The organism is Providencia sp. CIM-Carb-044 (genome assembly GCF_033901115.1).
Taxonomy (GTDB): Bacteria; Pseudomonadota; Gammaproteobacteria; order Enterobacterales; family Enterobacteriaceae; genus Providencia; species Providencia hangzhouensis.
Map to the genome: position 1 here is coordinate 1 of NZ_JAXADV010000096.1, position 244 is coordinate 244.

Here is a 244-nt window from a genome sequence, read left to right on the forward strand (position 1 = left end):
GGTGCATCCGGGAGGATTCGAACCTCCGACCGCTCGGTTCGTAGCCGAGTACTCTATCCAGCTGAGCTACGGATGCAAAATTCATTCGATTTGAAATCGATACATTCTCAATAACTTTTCTGAGTTAAATTAAAAGGTATTATTGATATGCTAAATTATTAGCTAAGAGATGGTGCATCCGGGAGGATTCGAACCTCCGACCGCTCGGTTCGTAGCCGAGTACTCTATCCAGCTGAGCTACGGA

The 244-nt window shown here is 45.9% G+C and carries 1 tRNA gene; it reads right to left on the reverse strand.

The features are described from left to right. Positions 1-2: 2 nt before the first annotated feature. Positions 3-76: transfer RNA gene (locus SJ312_RS23445), tRNA-Arg, on the reverse strand. Between the last annotated feature and the right edge of the window lie 168 nt (positions 77-244).